Source organism: Deferrivibrio sp. (assembly GCF_055117995.1).
In genome coordinates, this window is the sequence record NZ_JBSQOT010000003.1 from 1 (window position 1) to 15,624 (window position 15,624).

At 35.6% G+C, this 15,624-nt stretch carries 16 protein-coding genes; 15 read left to right on the forward strand and 1 reads right to left on the reverse strand.

What is annotated here, in order from left to right; genetic code table 11:
* Nucleotides 1–223: lysozyme family protein (locus ACTCAF_RS01460; RefSeq protein WP_463061526.1), on the forward strand; the 223-nt coding region annotated here is incomplete at its 5' end.
* A gap of 2 nt (nt 224–225) precedes the next feature.
* On the opposite strand, the gene ACTCAF_RS01465 is transcribed toward ACTCAF_RS01460, so the two are convergent.
* Nucleotides 226–771 (reverse strand): helix-turn-helix domain-containing protein, encoded by a 546-nt coding sequence (locus tag ACTCAF_RS01465; RefSeq protein ID WP_463061527.1) that lies wholly within the window; start codon nt 769–771, stop codon nt 226–228.
* A gap of 225 nt (nt 772–996) precedes the next feature.
* Between ACTCAF_RS01465 and ACTCAF_RS01470 the strand changes: the two genes are divergently transcribed.
* The 14 genes from ACTCAF_RS01470 (at nt 997) to ACTCAF_RS01535 (ending at nt 15,607) form a co-directional block, all read left to right on the forward strand.
* Entirely contained in the window at nt 997–2,136 is a 1,140-nt protein-coding gene (locus ACTCAF_RS01470) for an ABC transporter substrate-binding protein (RefSeq protein ID WP_463061528.1), read from the forward strand.
* Nucleotides 2,137–2,191: 55 nt separating this feature from the next.
* Nucleotides 2,192–3,073, forward strand: a complete 882-nt coding sequence (locus tag ACTCAF_RS01475; protein ID WP_463061529.1) for a branched-chain amino acid ABC transporter permease — start codon at nt 2,192–2,194, stop codon at nt 3,071–3,073.
* Between the two features lie 9 nt (nt 3,074–3,082).
* Nucleotides 3,083–3,925 (forward strand): branched-chain amino acid ABC transporter permease, encoded by an 843-nt coding sequence (locus ACTCAF_RS01480; protein ID WP_463061530.1) that lies wholly within the window; start codon nt 3,083–3,085, stop codon nt 3,923–3,925.
* A 9-nt stretch (nt 3,926–3,934) separates the two neighbouring features.
* On the forward strand, nt 3,935–4,726 hold the full coding sequence (locus tag ACTCAF_RS01485; RefSeq protein ID WP_463061531.1) for an ABC transporter ATP-binding protein: 792 nt from the start codon (nt 3,935–3,937) through the stop codon (nt 4,724–4,726).
* Complete coding sequence (locus ACTCAF_RS01490; protein ID WP_463061532.1) at nt 4,710–5,417, forward strand: ABC transporter ATP-binding protein; 708 nt, start codon at nt 4,710–4,712, stop codon at nt 5,415–5,417. Before ACTCAF_RS01485 ends, ACTCAF_RS01490 begins: the two co-directional genes overlap by 17 nt.
* A gap of 110 nt (nt 5,418–5,527) precedes the next feature.
* Nucleotides 5,528–7,165, forward strand: a complete 1,638-nt coding sequence (pruA, locus tag ACTCAF_RS01495) for an L-glutamate gamma-semialdehyde dehydrogenase (protein WP_463061533.1) — start codon at nt 5,528–5,530, stop codon at nt 7,163–7,165.
* Nucleotides 7,166–7,174: 9 nt separating this feature from the next.
* Nucleotides 7,175–8,077, forward strand: coding sequence for a proline dehydrogenase family protein (locus ACTCAF_RS01500; protein WP_463061534.1), 903 nt, complete (start codon nt 7,175–7,177; stop codon nt 8,075–8,077).
* 168 nt (nt 8,078–8,245) lie between these two features.
* Nucleotides 8,246–8,542: a hypothetical protein gene (locus tag ACTCAF_RS01505; protein WP_463061535.1), complete on the forward strand. Its 297-nt coding sequence runs from the start codon at nt 8,246–8,248 to the stop codon at nt 8,540–8,542.
* 596 nt (nt 8,543–9,138) lie between these two features.
* Nucleotides 9,139–12,444 (forward strand): pilus assembly protein, encoded by a 3,306-nt coding sequence (locus ACTCAF_RS01510; RefSeq protein ID WP_463061536.1) that lies wholly within the window; start codon nt 9,139–9,141, stop codon nt 12,442–12,444.
* 3 nt (nt 12,445–12,447) lie between these two features.
* The gene (locus ACTCAF_RS01515) at nt 12,448–12,921 is read left to right on the forward strand and encodes a pilus assembly FimT family protein (protein WP_463061537.1); all 474 of its coding nucleotides are present in this window, start codon (nt 12,448–12,450) and stop codon (nt 12,919–12,921) included.
* Nucleotides 12,893–13,312 (forward strand): type IV pilus modification PilV family protein, encoded by a 420-nt coding sequence (locus tag ACTCAF_RS01520; RefSeq protein WP_463061538.1) that lies wholly within the window; start codon nt 12,893–12,895, stop codon nt 13,310–13,312. The genes ACTCAF_RS01515 and ACTCAF_RS01520 overlap by 29 nt, the downstream gene beginning before the upstream one ends.
* 3 nt (nt 13,313–13,315) lie before the next feature.
* Complete coding sequence (locus ACTCAF_RS01525; RefSeq protein ID WP_463061539.1) at nt 13,316–14,161, forward strand: PilW family protein; 846 nt, start codon at nt 13,316–13,318, stop codon at nt 14,159–14,161.
* Entirely contained in the window at nt 14,116–14,709 is a 594-nt protein-coding gene (locus ACTCAF_RS01530) for a hypothetical protein (protein WP_463061540.1), read from the forward strand. The genes ACTCAF_RS01525 and ACTCAF_RS01530 overlap by 46 nt, the downstream gene beginning before the upstream one ends.
* Before the next feature lie 100 nt (nt 14,710–14,809).
* Complete coding sequence (locus ACTCAF_RS01535; RefSeq protein WP_463061541.1) at nt 14,810–15,607, forward strand: cation efflux transmembrane domain-containing protein; 798 nt, start codon at nt 14,810–14,812, stop codon at nt 15,605–15,607.
* The last annotated feature ends 17 nt before the right edge of the window (nt 15,608–15,624 follow it).

Consider the following 15,624-nt stretch of genomic DNA (forward strand, 5'->3'; position numbering starts at 1 on the left):
AAGCAGACTTTATTGCAGTATTGCTGCTTACAATACAGGAGCAGGTAATGTGGCAAAGGCTTTTGTTGGCAGTTACAATATTGGTTCTGCTGTAAATGTCATAAACAGGATGAGTCCGGATGATGTGTATAGGACATTAAAGAGAAGTTTGCCGTATGATGAAACAAAAAGATATCTTGATAAGGTGTTGGATAAAATAAAAGTTTATGAAGCTGCCTTATAACTTTAAAATGTAGGTGGGTGGTTTACCCAAAGCACTTCCGTTACTTCATTTGTGGGGTTTCTCCAACTGTGCGGATGATTTGACTTATAAACTGCCGAATCGCCTTCTTCTAATGTAAAAATCTCATTGTTAACCTGAATTTCAAGTTTACCTTTTAGGACAATTACAAATTCTTCTCCGTTATGTGTATGTGATTCATTACCACTATATGCACCGGGCTCAAGATGCATAAACAATGCTTCAAGTTCTGTTTCTGAAAATTGAGGCCTTAGAAGCTCATATGTTACTTTAGATTTAGGGTTGACCATCTTGTTTCTTTCGTTTTTTCTGACAACTACCCTTTGGCTGCTGATAGAGTCGTCAAAAAAATGGATTACATTAACATCAAGCGCATCTGAAATCTTTTTTAATGATGCGATGGTAGGGGAAACTAAGTCCCTTTCCACTTGGGATAAAAAACCAAGGGAGCAACCTGACTCTTTGCTTAGTTGTCGCAGTGTAAGTTTTTTCTCTTTTCTAAGCTGCTGAATCTTTTTTCCTAAAGTCATAGTTCACTATATTAAACAAAAAAACAAAAGTCAAGACAATATTAACAATGTACAGTTATATTAAAAAATATTAAAAAGTTTACCTAAAAAACAAAATTGTTGAATTACAAGAATGTTAAAAATATTTAATATTAATTAGTAATAAAAAAATGTTTGACAAAGAGAGATAATTGTTTTAAAGTTTAAGTTCGAAATTTTAAACTAAATATTTTAAAAGGAGGATTTATGAGAAAACTTGGCTTACTTACTTTAGCTGTAGTGTTTATGTTTGGATCTCTTGTGTTTGCAGCAGGGGAGCTTGTGATCGGTATCCAGGGCCCAGAAACAGGTAACTTGGCGGTTTATGGTCAAAAGACACTTGCTGGCGCAAAGCTTGCTGTGGATGAAATCAACGCAGCAGGGGGAGTAAACGGTAAAACTATCAAACTTATCAATTATGACAGCCGTGGAGATAAGGCTGAGGCAGCAAATGCAACTCAAAGACTTATTAATAAGGATAAGGCATGTGCAATTATCGGCGAGCCTACTTCAGGAGCTACATTTGTTATAGGGCCTATCGCTGATAGAGCAAAAACTGTTTTAATTTCTGCAGGTGCTACTGCCAAAGGTGTTACTGACAATAAACCATTTGTATTTAGGGATACTCTTCTTGACTCTGACGGTGGTCCGGCTACTGTTAAGTTCGTTATGGAGAAGTTTGGATGGAAAAATTTTGCCCTTATTACTTCAGTTAATAATGACTACAGTGTGGGTCTTTCTGCAATTTTCAAAAAAGCTGTTAAAGATTTTGGCGGCAATATTGTAGTAGAGCAGACTATATCTGATGGCGATACAGACTTTTCTGCTCAAATAACTGCAATAAAGCCAAGCAACCCTGATGCAATAATTTTCAGCGGTTACTATCCTGAAGGCTCATTGATTCTTCTTGAGGCAAGAAAGCAGGGACTTAAAGCTCCTATCGTTGGCGGTGATGGACTTCTTGCTCCAGATCTTTGGGACGTTGCTAAAGATGCTGCTCTTGGCTCAATAGTTTATGCTGGTTTCTCACCAGAAGCTAAAGCTCCAAAAGTACAAGAGTTTGTTAAGAAAATGGAATCAAGGGGCGGAGCAGATATGTTTTCAGCTCAGGGGTATGACGCTGTATATCTAATTGCCAATGCTATGAAAGATGCAAAAGTAACCAGTTGTTCTGATGTTAAGCAGAGAACAGCAATGAGAGATGCTCTTGCAAATATACCTATGTTTGACGGAGTTAGCGGTCAGATGAAGTTTGACAAAGAGGGTAATGCTGTTAAAAAACCTTTCATCCAGGCAGTTGACAAAAAATCTGACGGTAAATACTACTTCAAGCTTCTTAACGAATAAACATTATGGGGGGTAAAAGCCCCCATTTTTCTATTTACCTTATAAAGGAGGAGTCGTGTTAGAAATAATACTCAAGCAGCTTCTGAATGGAATAACGGTAGGGAGTATTTATTCTCTGATAGCCCTTGGTTATACAATGGTCTACGGTATTATAAAGCTGATTAACTTTGCTCACGGTGACATTTATATGGTGGGGGCATTTGTCGGTCTTATAGTCGCTACACAGTTTTCAAGTAATTTCATTGTGGTTATTGCTATAGCTATGGCTACCACTGCAATAATTGGTGTTTTGGTTGAAAAGGTTGCATATAAACCGGTAAGAAACTCATCAAGAATTTCTGCTCTTATTAGTGCAATTGGTGCATCAATATTTATATCAAATCTTGTGGTTTTAATAAACGGACCTCAGAGGGAGGCTTACCCTCAAATATTTCCTGAGATAAATTTCAATGTTGGTGGTATTACGATATCATTTTTACAAATATTTATAATTTTGGTATCAATTGCCCTTATGTTTGGGCTTTATTATATAGTTCATAATACAAAAATGGGGATAGCCATGCGTGCTGTCTCTCAAAATCTTACTACAGCAAGATTAATGGGGATTAATTCTGATAAAATTATCTCTTTTACTTTTGCCATAGGTTCATCACTGGCTGCTGCTGCTGGTGTGTTAGTAGGTACCTATTACAGGGCTGTTGACCCACTTATGGGGTTGTTGTTTGGACTGAAGGCTTTTGTAGCAGCTGTTTTAGGCGGAATTGGGAGTATACCTGGTGCTATGATTGGAGGTCTGGTTTTGGGGCTTGCCGAGGTTATGGGGGTTGCGTTTATTTCTCCATCCTTTAGAGATGCTATTGCATTTGGCATATTGATATTCATCCTTATCGTTAAGCCTTCCGGACTTTTTGGTAAGGCCACAAAAGAAAAAGTGTAGGTGTGAAAGATGGATTCAATTTTAAATTATCTTTTTAATGATTATATAGTTCAGGTTGCAACAATTACCGGTATTAACATTATAATGGTGCTCGGGCTAAATCTCATAACAGGTGTCACAGGGCAGTTATCCCTTGGTCATGCTGCTTTTATGAGCATTGGTGCATATTCCTCATCAATGATATCTATAAAACTTGGTGCACCCTTTATAGTTTCACTTATAGCCGGAACAGGTTTTGGCGCACTTTTTGGCGCATTATTGGGTATTCCAATTTTGAGGCTTAGAGGTGATTATCTTGCAATTGCCACTCTTGGCTTTGGTGAAATTGTAAGGGTTGTTATTTTGAATACTCCTGCTCTTGGTGGTGCTCTTGGAGTATATGGTATTCCACCTTCAACTAATCTCGGTATAACGGCTTTTTTTGTTGTATTTGCAATATTTTTTATGTACAGGCTTGAAAAATCAAGACATGGGCTTGCAATCAGAAGTATCAGAGAGGATGAGATTGCAGCAGAGATGATGGGTGTAAATATATCAAGATACAAAGTGCTTTCCTTTACGATAGGTTCGGCATTTGCAGGTCTTGGTGGTGCTTTGTATGCTCATTTCCTGTCATACATTAATCCAATAGACTTTGGTTTTATGAAATCCATAGAGCAGCTTTGTATGCTTGTGCTTGGTGGCATGGGCAGTATTTCAGGTGCTGTATTTGGCAGTATAGTGTTAAGTACGATTCCTGAAGTTTTAAGATTTGCATCTGAATACAGAATGGTAACTTACGGTATTGTTTTGATTTTGATGATGGTTTTCAGACCTCAGGGGCTTTTTGGTAAAATCAAGGTAAATGTTTAAGGTGAAGCTATGAGTGAAGCTATTTTAAAAGTAGATAAAGTTTCGATGCATTTTGGCGGTTTAAAAGCGGTAGATAATGTTAGTTTTGATATAAATCAAGGGGAAATATTAAGTCTTATTGGCCCAAATGGTGCCGGTAAAACAACAGTTTTTAATGTAATTACCGGAGTTTATACTCCAACTCTCGGGAATGTTACTTTTAAAGGTGTTAATCTTAATTTGTTAAAGCCGTATAAGGTTACAAGCCTTGGAATTGCAAGGACTTTTCAAAACATAAGATTGTTTGCCCAGTTGACTGTTCTTGAAAATATATTGCTTGCAATGCATTGTAGAAGAAAGACAAATCTTCTTGAGTCAGTATTCAAACTTCCAAGATATAGGTATGAAACGAAAGAGTGCATTCAGAAGGCTGAAGAGCTTCTTGATTATATGGGTTTGCTGGGTGAAAAGCTTGAGCAGGCACAAAACTTGCCTTACGGTAAACAGCGTAAGCTTGAAATAGCAAGGGCAATGGCCACAGATGCCGAATTGTTGCTTCTCGATGAGCCTGCAGCCGGTATGAATCCCCAGGAAACGCAAGAGTTAATGGGTTTAATCAGGCAGATAAGAAAGGATCTCAATAAAACCATATTTCTAATTGAGCACGATATGAAGCTTGTGATGGGAATATCTGATAGAATTATAGTATTTGACCATGGACAACTTATTGCCGAAGGATTGCCCGAGGAGATTAGGGCAAATAAAAGGGTAATTGAAGCATATCTTGGTAAAGAGGTAGAAGACAATGCTGAAACTGAGTAATATTCATACAAAATATGGACATATAGAAGCTTTAAAAGGGATAGATATCCATGTAAAAGAAGGTGAAATAGTTGCGATTATTGGTGCTAATGGAGCAGGTAAGACAACTACTCTAAATACTATTTCAGGAATATTGAAGCCCGTTGCTGGTACAATTGAATATCTGAATCACGATATCACAAGGTGGTCTGCAGATAGGATAGTTTCTGAGGGGCTTATTCAGGTGCCTGAAGGCAGACAAATTTTTCCACTGTTGACGGTAAAGGAAAATTTAATGATGGGAGCCTACCTCAGAAAAGATAAACTTGAAGTGACAAAAGATCTTGAAATGGTCTATGACATGTTTCCAAGGTTAAAAGAGAGAGAAAAACAACTTGGTGGTACACTTTCCGGTGGCGAACAACAAATGCTTGCAATAGGTAGAGCTCTGATGTCTAAACCTACACTTCTTTTGCTTGATGAACCTTCTCTTGGACTTGCTCCGATAATTGTTCAAAATATTTTTAAAATTATTGTCGATATTAATAAGAAAGGTACAACAATAATGCTTGTGGAGCAGAATGCTCATATGGCACTTTCCATAGCACACAGAGGTTATGTTATGGAAACAGGGAAAATTATTCTTGAGGATAATGCTAAAGCTCTTTTAAATAATGACGAAGTGAAAAGCGCTTATCTTGGTGGACATTAATATATGTGGGGTACAGATATGTATCCCACTTTTTTTGTGCTTGACTGTTCAATATTTTGAAATTATTATTAAAATATAATACATTGAACAAAAAAAGAAGGAGGTTACATATGAATAATTTTAATAACTCGGTAGTAAATATCCCTTTTCCTGAGAATGAAAAGGTTTATGATTATGCTCCCGGCAGTCAGGAGAGGGAGTTGTTATTGCAGGCAATAAATGATTTAAAATCAAAAAAGATAGAGATTCCGCTTATTATAGGTGGAAAAGAGATAAAGACTGGTAAAGTTGCCAAAGTAGTATGTCCTCATGACCATCAACATGTTTTGGCTGAATACCATTTAGCTGGTGAAGAAGAGATTAAATTGGCTATAAAAGAATCTCAAAAGGCATGGAAAAAATGGCAGGAAATGGCCTGGCAGGACAGAGTAAGTATCTTTCTGAAGGCAGCCGAGCTCCTTTCAACTAAATACAGATATCTGATGAATGCAGCAACTATGCTTTCTATTAGCAAAAACCCATATCAGGCCGAAATTGACTCTGCATGTGAATTGATAGATTTTCTTAGATTTAATTGCTACTATGCACAGCAAATTTATAAAGACCAGCCACTTTACAGTCCTAAGGGGATTTGGAATTATGTACAGTATAGACCTCTTGAAGGTTTTATCTTTGCAGTTACTCCATTCAACTTTACTGCCATTGGTGGCAATTTACCTACTTCTCCTGCAATTATGGGTAATGTGGTATTGTGGAAACCTGCTTCGAGCGCCGTTTATGCACCTTATTTCTTTATGAAAATTTTGAAGGAAGCAGGCCTTCCTGATGGTGTAATTAATTTTATCCCTGGAAGGGGTTCAATGGTAGGTGATATTGTTTTAAAAAGTGAACATTTTGCAGGTGTTCATTTTACTGGTAGCACCGCTGTATTTCAAAATATGTGGAAGACAATAGGTGAAAATATTGCAAAATACAGATCTTATCCAAGAATTGTTGGTGAAACCGGTGGCAAGGATTTTATCTTTGTTCACAATAGTGCTGATATGAGAAAACTTGTTGCGGCCACCATTAGAGGGGCATATGAATATCAGGGGCAAAAATGCAGCGCCGCATCAAGGATTTATATCCCTAAATCAATTTATAACGAATTTTTTGAAATGTTTAAATCTGAAGTTGGCAAAATCAAGATGGGACCGGTTGAAGATTTTCATAATTTCTTCAATGCAGTTATTGATGAGGCAGCATTTGACAGCATAGTGGAGTATATTGAATATGCAAAAAAATCAAAGGATGCTGAAATTTTAATTGGCGGCAATTATGACAAATCAAAAGGATACTTTATTGAGCCTACTTTTATTTTGGCAAAAGACCCTCACTTCAAGACTATGGAAGAAGAGATTTTTGGACCGGTATTGACTGCATATGTATATGATGACGATAAGGTGGATGAGGCACTAGAGCTTTGTGATAAAACTTCAATGTATGGCCTTACTGGGACAGTGTTTGCAAATGACAGGGAATTTATTGCAAAAGCAATGAAAAAGTTAGAACATGCTGCAGGTAATTTTTATATCAATGACAAGCCAACAGGCGCAGTTGTAGGTCAACAGCCTTTTGGTGGGGCGAGGGCATCAGGAACTAACGATAAGGCAGGAAGCTACTTAAATCTTATTAGATGGGTATCTACGAGGGCTATTAAGGAGACCTTTAATGGGCCTGAATCGTTTGAATATCCCTTTATGAAATAGGAGTCTAATATGGGTATATTTAATTTTTTAGTCTCTAAGAGCATAATGTTTATACCTGCTCCAATTGTAAATATTTTTGCCAAAAGCTATATTGCAGGACCGACTCTTTATGATGCGGTGAGAGTTACCCATGAGCTAAACAATAAGGGGATGATGGCAACCATTGATATCCTTGGCGAATTTGTTAACACCAAAGATGAGGCTACATTTTATAAAAATGAATGTGTAAAGATACTTAATACAATTAAAAAAGAGGGTTTGAATGCAAATATATCATTAAAACCAACTCAGATGGGTCTTTTGCTTGATAAGGAGTTTGCATTTGGAAATATCAAAGAGATCGTAGCCCATGCAAAAGAGCTTGGCAACTTTGTTAGAATTGATATGGAAGATACACCTCGTACTGATGATACGCTGGGATTGTTCAGAAAACTCAGGGAAGAATATATCGGGCATGTAGGTACCGTACTACAATCATATTTAAGAAGGACGCCGCAAGACATAGAAAATTTGTCTGATGGGTATCTAAATTTTAGGCTTTGCAAAGGGATTTATAATGAGCCAAGAAAGCTTGCATACAAGGACCCATATATAATCAATCAAAATTATATATACTGCCTTGAAAAGCTTTTTCAGAAAAAAGCCTATGTAGGGATTGCCACTCATGATGAAAAGCTTGTATTTGAAGCCTTAAGACTTATTGAAAAATATGGGCTTAAAAAGGAAGATTTTGAATTTCAAATGCTTCTTGGCGTAGATGAAGAGTTAAGAGAGATTATTGTATCGGCTGGTCACAGGCTCAGGGTGTACGTGCCTTTTGGTAAAGAGTGGCTTGCATATTCAAGAAGAAGGCTTAAAGAAAATCCAAATATTGCAAGACACGCACTAAAGCAATTTTTCAAGATTAAATAATTTATAAGGCAAGCAATTACTGCTTGCCGATTTATATTTATCCTTTTTGCTATACAAACTGAATCATAGATTTTTTTATTTTCCTTTTAAAATTTTAAATTTTCACGATTTTTTTATGTTTACTAATATAAATATAATAAACGTAGAATACCCTGTGGAGGGATATAAATGAAGAAGGTTATGATTTTTATTATTTTAACATTATTAATAAGTACTTTTGTATTTGCTTTGGATAACTTAGTGTTAAGAGGGGTTGTTAGCGAGATACATGAAAATTATATAATATTAGATATTGATAGAGGGGTTTGCAAAGGTAAAAGGATGATATATTATTCCAAAGAAGATTATTTATATGATGCTATTAAGACACAAGATATAGTTGGTGAACGGATAACTGTTTTAGTGGATTCTAACACTTGTGAAAAAGAAATGAAAGTTATTAATAATCTGAAAAAAAATAGGTAGGTAATATGAGAAGGGTTATTTTTTATTTATTATTTACATTATTATTGGGAGATATTGTTTATGCGCAGAATAGCTGTTCGGATTATAGCTATTTGCCACCGACATTTGTTTCCCAAGTGCCTCCCACAGTAATGATAGCTCTTGATACAAGTGGTAGTATGGACTGGGATTCATATGTAGACAATCATCTTGATTCAAGTAAGACTTATGAAGGTTTATTTAATCCTCAGAAGAAATATAAGAAAGTTAACGGTGTATGGCAAGAGACAACATCAGGTTCTGCTGCAACGTGTCCTTCACCAAATGGTTTTTATGTTGATTCAGTAGGTAATCCTGTAACAAAAGTATGTTATAGCGGATGGTTTAGTTGGAATACTAAAACAAACGAAGATTGTATTGATATTAATAAAGTTTATTCTGGCAATTGCCTAAACTATTGGCTGATGAGCAGGATGGATGTATTTCAATGGGCGATGACGGGTGGTAAACCTGCAGGTTGTACTAGTAATAACAGTAGAAAATGTGATGCAGCAAGAGCCTGTACAGGATCTAATTGTGACATTGAAACGGGTGGGGGGGTTGTTGTTAGGGTGCCAATGGTCGACAACGAGACCTATCATGGGATAAAGGATGCAGTACTCTATCAACTTATGGAAAGAGAAAACAGACCCCGTATAGGTATTATGACGTATTCAGGAAGTCATTCAAATAGCTATATAAATGCTGGTGTATACATCGGTGATTTTACTTCTGCTCAATCTGTAGTTGAGGAGCATCCTTATACTAATTTAATAACGGCTATTAATACAGCATCACCAGAAGGGGGTACACCTTCAGGGCCTGCAATGTGGGATGTTTGGAATTATTATAAACAAGAAATACCTGAGTATGGTGGATTACAGCCAAATACTTCAAATACTGATAATTCAAATCAATTTAAAGATCCTTTATGGATATGTGAAAACACAGATAATGGTTTAAAATGTGATTATGCACCATGCTCAAGTAACTATGTAATTTTAGCCTCTGATGGACAGTGGAATACCCCTTCCACTAATATTTACTACAATTGTTCCGACCCCTTATCTGATGCCTGCAGATCATCTGACCCTGTTGTGCCTGCGTATAAGATGCATATGGGGGCAACTAGAGATAAAGACGGTGCAACTGTGAAGATCGATGCTGTATATACTTTAGGTCTGTTCTTAGGGGGTACCGGTGAACAGTCCCTTAAAAATGTAGCTATGTATGGAAGCTTTGACAAATCTCTATCTGGTGGTTTATGGCCTGATAGCTTGACAAATTTTCCTAATGATACATGTTACATGGATGATGGTGGCTCAGGGCGAGGGAGTGCATGTGAGCCTTTGCCAGCATCTTCTTCCGATTGGGATCAAGACGGTAATGACTTACCGGATACCTTTTTTAGTGCAAATAACGCATTGGAGCTTAAAGATAGATTGCAATCGATTTTTAATGATATTTTAAAACGGGCATCTTCAGGTACAGCCTTGTCTTCTGTTTCTACAGGAAGTCAGAGTTCATTAATGTTGTTTCAAGCATTTTACTACCCTACACTTAGTGATGATGCTAGCAAACGGGAAATATCATGGGTAGGGGACGTAAGGTCCTATTTTGTGGACGACAATAGTAATATACGTGAAGACACAGATAATAATAAAACATTAAATTATGCTGCCGATAAAATTTTAATATTGAAATTTTTTGAAGATGTATCTCAAACAATGGCGTTGAAAATAGATGACAATGATGAAGATCAGATTCCTGACAGCTGCACTCTTCCAAGTGGAAGATACGATCTGATGGATTTGAATACTATCTTTAGTGCATCTAAATGGCTTCAAGATCTAGATTCTGACTCAAGAACTATAATGTATAATGACGGGACACCAAATAAGGCTATTACAAATAATTTCACCCCTTCAAATGTGACAACACTTAAAAATTATTGGGGAATTACAACTGATAGTGAAGCTTCCAAACTTATTAACTTTATTAGAGGCTATGACTATCCACGTGACAATAATTATAGAAAAAGAAATTTTTTAACTACCAATGCCTCTGAAGTATTTAAAGGCGTGTATAAGTTAGGCGATATCATTAATTCAACTCCAATCATCTTGAGTAATACCAACGTAAATAGATACCATAACCTATTTAGAGATAGTAGTTATTATGAGTTTGCAAACTCTAGTGTGGTAAAAGGGAGAAAACCGGTCATCTTTTTTGGTGCAAATGATGGGATGGTACATGCAATTTCTATCGGTAAAATTGAAGATATTAATTTAAGCAACGATGTGGCAAAGGTTACTGGCAATGATTTGGGTGCTGAACTATGGGCTTTTATCCCACAAAATGCATTGCCATATCTGCAGTGGTACAATATAGAAGGTAGTAACTGTCATGTGCCCAAAATCGACTATAGATTCCAACTAGTTGATGTAGCTATTAGTGGAACAGGAGAAAAAAACAGAGATAGTTGGAGGACATTACTGATTGGGACAATGGGGTTTGGTGGAAAGGAAATTAAAATAAATAACGAAACATACAGCTCATCAATCTTTGTCATCGATGTTACTGATCCTGAGCGTGCAAAGTTTTTGTGGGAGCGCAAATTAACTGATAACTCACTTACTATAAATTATCCTGCAATTATTAGACAAGGGGATAAAGATGAAAGAGGCTCTTGGTACTTGGTAGTAGGTTCAGGGCCATTGGATCCATCAGGGGGCAATTTTGTTAAGAATCCTAAAATATATTTTTATAACCTGATTGATGGCACGTTAGTAAATACTGTAACTATTCCTGAAAAAGATGTTGCTGTGGGAGAGATTTTATCAGTAGATGTGGATTTTGATTACAATATCGATGCTTTAGTCTTTGGTACATATAGTGCCCCTAACACTGAGAAAGGTAATTTGTATATGTTGCACATACGCAGCAATGCTTCTAACTACCTAAGTATTTCTAACCTTGACGACAGCAATGTTGAAATGATTCTCAATATCAATAGGCCTATTTTCGCTATGCCGACAGATGTCTTGGATGAGAGCAATAATTTATGGATATATGCAGGTACCGGCAGATTTTTATCTCAAAATGACAAAATCGATCATAGCACCCAATATATATTTGGAATTAAAGATAAAAATCAGTTGTGGAAAGGGGGGAGTGGAGCTACTTTAAATATATCTGACCTTTATGATTCCACAGATATTACTGTTGAGGCCTATATCAATCAAGTTGACTGCTACTGTTTAGGGATTAAATGTGGAGGTGCTTATTTTAATTTAGATACAAATTCATATGAGTGTTCAAAAGGAGATCCTGTTGTCACAGATACCTATGGTGATTTAACAAATGAACCAAAAGCAGATGGACAGGGCTATTATTCAGTCAGTGGTTTGGCTAATTATCTGTATATAGATAAAGCAGATGGGGGCGGAGGATATAGCGGATGGGTTAATGAGATTACTGATGGTAAACGTGTGTATTCAAAGCTCTTTGTTGCAGGGGGGATTGTTGACGCGTTAGTTTTTGAGCCTCAGATGGATCTGTGTTCCTATGGAGGGCAAACAAAATTACAAGGGGTGTATTATAAGACAGGTACTCCTGCATCAAAGCCTATGTTTTTGAACTCTGGGCAGACGATTAGTATTGTAACAGAAAATGGTGAGTCAGTTAGGAAAATTGAAATATCAAAGGTCGTAGATTTAGGCTTTGGAGCGCCACCTCTTGGGGAAGGTATTACAGCGATGCCTCAGAAGGAAGGCAGCAATGAATATACTAAAATGATTCAGCTTTCTGATGGCTCTATTACTAGGCAGACACAATACGGGGATAGTTTTTCCAGTAAACTTATACTTATGATTACAAGGTGATAGATGAATAAGGGGTTTACATTAATCGAGCTACTTGTTGTTATAGCTATAGTTGGAATTATTTTAGGGATTTCGACTCTGTATTTTCCCAAAATGATTTCGAAAATTCATGTGAATGAAACAGCTGACAGGATTGTTACAATGCTAGAAACCGCAATGCAAAATTCCATTACAAAAGGGTATGAAAACGCTCCTAGTTCACCTAAATATAAATTGTACGGTTTATCACTCGACAATTCCAGCTTGCCGCTTGTGATTCGTAGCTGCACCTTTGAAGGTGATTCACCTGACAATTTAACTGCAAAAGACTGCGAAGAGTTTACACCACCTAGTGATTTAAAAATTAGTTTTGAAGGTAACGAGCTTGTTTTTAGTAAAAGGGGGCTTACAACTAAAAATTCAACAATAACTTTGGAAAACAATTTCGGTTATAAAAAAGAGGTAAGTATTGCTGGAGCGAAGATTAATGTTAAATAAAAAGATACAAGGGTTAACTAAAAGTAAAAAAAGTGCTTTCAGCCTTATTGAAGTCATGGTTGCGCTACTTATTTTTGCTATTGCGATGCTTGGGATAATACCTTTATTAATAAACTATATGCGAACAAATGTTATGAATGAAGTAAGAAATAATGCAAATTATGTTATGCAAGAGGTTATAAACAATATTAAAAATGAAAATTTTGATAATATTTATGATGGGAATATGACGCAAAATTATAATGATATACAGTACGATGTCAACTGGACAGTTGAAGATGATAACGTCTCCTTTTCTCAAATGAAAAGAGTTACTATTGTACTAAAATGGCAAAAACCATATGGGGAAGGTGAAGATAATTTAACAAGTGAAATTTTTATTAGGAAATGACTTATGAATAAGATTTATATAAATTTTATGTTTAATACAAATAAAAAGGGGGTAACTTTAATAGAATTACTTATTGCTATTGCAATAGTTTCAGTTATGATGTTAGGTGTATATTTGACATATACCTCTTTTACCAAAACAGCCATCGATACAAGACAGATTGCAAGGTCCGAGTCTGAAGTAAATCAGGCACTGCTTAAGTTAGAAAAGTTATTACAGTCGGCAGGTTTTGGTATAGATGAAAGGGAAAGACCGTTTTTTGTTGTTAGTAAAAAATTAGATAACTCAACCTCAATAACTTTTAAAACCCTCTTTGGGGATAAAATAGAAGCTGGACTGTGGGAAGTTTGTGTGAATAAAACGAGAATTGTCACTAAAAACTATCCTGTGGTAGTATTAAATGAAGAAAAACAATTAGAAGAGTCTTATTCTAATACAGACAATTGTAGGGACGGAGAAATTCTATATGTGTGTAAGGATTCAAACAATAATGGTATATGTGATAATATAGACGATTCAAATGATAACTATTTTTTTGAAAAAGAACTAAGATTATCAGCAGATACATCTTCAAACTATGAATGGTCAACCCACTGCGCACCCAATACCAGAAATCTTCTTTTAAATAATGAACCTTACCTTGGATGTATTGCTGATTTTAAAGTGGATTATACTGATAATACTGTAAAGCTTGGTATAATTTATCAAAGTGGAAGCAAAAACAACTCACCGTTATCAAAAACCTTTAGTTACGATTTTTTTAGTGAAAGCTATACATTAACTCAAAATCAGGAGTATTATAGATGGAAAAAAGTAGAAATTATTTTAGATTTGGTAAATTTAAAATAAATAAGAATGGTTTTGCACTTGTAACAGTTTTGGTTTTTGCTGCAGCTATGTTAATCTTGGCAACGTCAGTATATTATTTTATAATACAGGGGACCAAGTTTTCTGGTTCAGTAAAACGCTACAGTAGTTTAAAAGAAGCTACTGAAGGCGGAGTTACTTTAGGAATTGAAATAGTGAAAAATTATAATAGGAATATTGAATCGATGTTTTCAGGGGTTAGTCTTGAAGCAGTGGATACGACTAAATGTGGCCTATCAGGCAACAGTCTAGATAGTTATATTATTAATGCAGATCCTGAGGATATAGAGTGTACAAAGTATATATCGACGCACCCATGGTTTAAATTTGAAAGTGGAAATTACGAAGTTTCAGTTTATATTATCAAGGTCTTCCAAGGTGCACTTTCTGGTGTAGGTGGTTCAACATCCTTTACCGCAACCAGTAATGTTGGTACTTACAAGTATTTATTTAAAATAATTTCTCAGGGTAAGGATAAATCTAGTGACTCTACAATTATTACAGAAGCCCTTTATAGGTTAGTAATTTAACTTTATACTTTTATGCATTTTTAAAATAAAATATTTTGACCATCTAATTTTGATATACTACTACTATATTTCTTAATAATTTTTCTAAAACAGGTGATAGATGTACAAAACAGTTTTTAAAATATCCAAGATGGATTGTCCTTCAGAAGAGCAACTAATACGTATGAAGCTTGAAGAGGTGAGAGATATTGTTCATATGGATTTTGATATTTCAAATCGTCAGTTAATAATTTATCATGAGGGTGATTACAAAAATATATTTAAACGTCTTGAAAGTTTAAATCTTGATACTTCAATAGTAGAAAGTATACCGGCTGAAGATGTTAGTAATGTAGCAGATAATTTAATTTATGAAAGAAAACTGCTGTGGCAGGTTTTGGGTATTAATTTTTTCTTCTTTGTTTTAGAAATATTTACAGGTTTTATTTCAAATTCCATGGGGCTTGTGGCTGACAGTTTTGATATGCTTGCAGACAGCATTGTATATTCATTAGCACTCTTTGCTGTTGGTAAAGTTGCAGCTTTGAAAAAGAGTATTGCAAAATCTGCAGGGTATTTTCAATTGATTCTTGGTCTTATGGGGGTTGTTGAGGTGCTTAGAAGATTTTTTGGGCTTAGTGAAGTTCCTGTGTTTCAAACTATGATAATTATTTCAATTTTGGCACTTATCGCAAATAGTCTATCATTATATTTGCTCCAAAAAAGTAAAAGTAAAGATGCCCATATGCAAGCAAGTATGATTTTTACATCAAATGATGTGATTGCTAATCTTGGGGTAATTGTAGCTGGTGTGCTCGTGTATTTTACAAATTCTAAATATCCTGATTTAATTGTTGGGTTGATTGTATTTTCCATAGTATTACGAGGGGCATTTAAGATTATTGAGCTTTCAAAATAGACTAAATGAGTAGATAA